This window comes from Bacteroidota bacterium (assembly GCA_013696965.1).
Classification (GTDB): Bacteria; Bacteroidota; Bacteroidia; order JACCXN01; family JACCXN01; genus JACCXN01.
In genome coordinates this window covers 1-2,393 of record JACCXN010000002.1, presented here as the reverse complement: position 1 = coordinate 2,393, position 2,393 = coordinate 1, and the positions used below count along the sequence as shown (strand labels likewise).

2 tRNA genes and 1 rRNA gene are annotated in these 2,393 nt (G+C 45.9%); all 3 read left to right on the top strand.

Annotated features, from left to right (window positions below):
• Window positions 1–30 precede the first annotated feature (30 nt).
• Window positions 31–105: transfer RNA gene (locus tag H0V01_00040), tRNA-Ile, on the top strand.
• An 18-nt stretch (window positions 106–123) separates the two neighbouring features.
• Window positions 124–197: transfer RNA gene (locus tag H0V01_00035), tRNA-Ala, on the top strand.
• Between the two features lie 242 nt (window positions 198–439).
• A 23S ribosomal RNA gene (locus H0V01_00030) occupies window positions 440–2,393 on the top strand; the annotation flags it as partial.

Below are 2,393 nucleotides of genomic sequence, written 5' to 3'. Positions count from 1 at the left end.
AATCATTTGGGCAAAGGTTAAACTATGTTTAGTCCCGTAGCTCAGCCTGGTTAGAGCACTACACTGATAATGTAGGGGTCAGCAGTTCAAATCTGCTCGGGACTACAGTTTTAGATTCGTTTCGGGGGATTAGCTCAGCTGGCTAGAGCACCTGCCTTGCACGCAGGGGGTCAACGGTTCGAATCCGTTATTCTCCACAAAATGATACAAATGAGTATCATTAATTACATAAAAAACAAGAATTAAGACTCAAAGGGAGTCGTCAATGAAAATTGATATTGGTTCAACTCCAAATAATTCACGAATCAATTTCGGTTTGATTAGATAATTTCGATTATCTGAATTGAATTAGATTAATTGATAATGTTCTTTGACATATTGGAAAGAAAATACCTGTTTTAATTAACAGGAAAGAGAGATATCGTATAATAAAAGTAACAAGAAAGTAATTAAGGGCGCATGGTGGATGCCTTGGCTCTCATTGGCGAAGAAAGACGTGATAAGCTGCGATAAGTTACGGGGAGGTGCAAATAACCTTTGATCCGTAAATTTCTGAATGGGGCAACCCTCTAGATTGAAGATCTAGAATCCCGCAAGGGAAGCAAACCCGGAGAACTGAAACATCTAAGTACCCGGAGGAAAAGAAAACAAAAGTGATTTCCTAAGTAGTGGCGAGCGAACGGGAAATAGCCCAAACCTGGGTGGTTACGGCCATCCAGGGGTTGTAGGACTGCAACGTGGACTTTAAAAGCATAGTAGAATTACCTGGAAAGGTAAGCCATAGGAAGTGAAAGCCTTGTATACAAAATGTTTTTAATACCTAGCAGTATCCTGAGTACCACGGGGTCGGAGACGCCTTGTGGGAATCTGCCGGCACCATCCGGTAAGGCTAAATACACATGAGAGACCGATAGTGAACTAGTACCGTGAGGGAAAGGTGAAAAGCACCCCGAACAGGGGAGTGAAATAGTACCTGAAACCGTGCGCTTACAAGCGGTAGGAGTCCCGATTTATCGGGATGACTGCGTGCCTTTTGCATAATGAGCCTACGAGTTACTCCTCTCTGGCAAGGTTAAATTCTTTAAAGAATGGAGCCGAAGCGAAAGCGAGTCTGAATAGGGCGTATAGTCAGAGGGGGTAGACGCGAAACCTTGTGATCTACCCATGACCAGGTTGAAAGGCGGGTAACACCGTCTGGAGGACCGAACCAGTAAACGTTGAAAAGTTTTTGGATGAGTTGTGGGTAGGGGTGAAAGGCTAATCAAACTGGGAAATAGCTCGTACTCCCCGAAATGTTTTTAGGAACAGCCTCGAGGTTGAGTTTTATAGAGGTAGAGCTACTGATAGGGCTAGGGGGCTTCACCGCCTACCAAACCCTGACAAACTCCGAATGCTATAAAATATACTCGGGAGTGAGGCTTTGGGTGCTAAGGTCCAGAGCCGAGAGGGAAAGAACCCAGACCATCAGCTAAGGTCCCCAAATGTATGTTAAGTTGATCTAACGTGGTCCGATCGCACAGACAGCTAGGATGTTGGCTTGGAAGCAGCCATTCATTTAAAGAGTGCGTAACAGCTCACTAGTCGAGCGATTGGGCGTGGATAATAATCGGGCATAAAACATACTACCGAAGCTATGGATTTCAATTTATTGAAATGGTAGGGGAGCATTCCAGCCGCGTAGAAGGTGAACCGTCAGGTTTGCTGGAGCATCTGGAAAAGCAAATGTAGGCATAAGTAACGATAATGCGGGCGAGAAACCCGCACGCCGATAGACTAAGGTTTCCTGATCAACGCTAATCGGATCAGGGTTAGTCGGGACCTAAGGCGAAGCCGAATGGCGTAGTCGATGGACAACAGGTTAATATTCCTGTACCTGTATATATTGCGATGGGGTGACGGAGAAGTGAAAGGTCTGCGTACTGACGGAATAGTACGTTGAAGCCTGTAGGTATAGGTTTGGTAGGTAAATCCGCCAGACTTGCTGAACGGTGATAGTACCACAAACCTTCGGGTGCGTGGATAATGACCCTAAACATGCTTCCAAGAAAAACCTCTAAGCTTCAGATATATACAGCTCGTACCACAAACCGACACAGGTAGTCAAGAAGAGAATTCTAAGGCGCTCGAGTGAATCATGGCTAAGGAACTCGGCAAATTAACCCTGTAACTTCGGGAAAAAGGGTGCCCCCGGCAACGGGGGCCGCAGTGAAATGGCCCAGGCGACTGTTTATCAAAAACACATGGCTTTGCTAAATCGCAAGATGATGTATAAGGCCTGACACCTGCCCGGTGCTGGAAGGTTAAAAGGAGAGGTCATCCCGCAAGGGAGAAGCTTTGAATTGAAGCCCCAGTAAACGGCGGCCGTAACTATAACGGTCCTAAGGTAGCGAAAT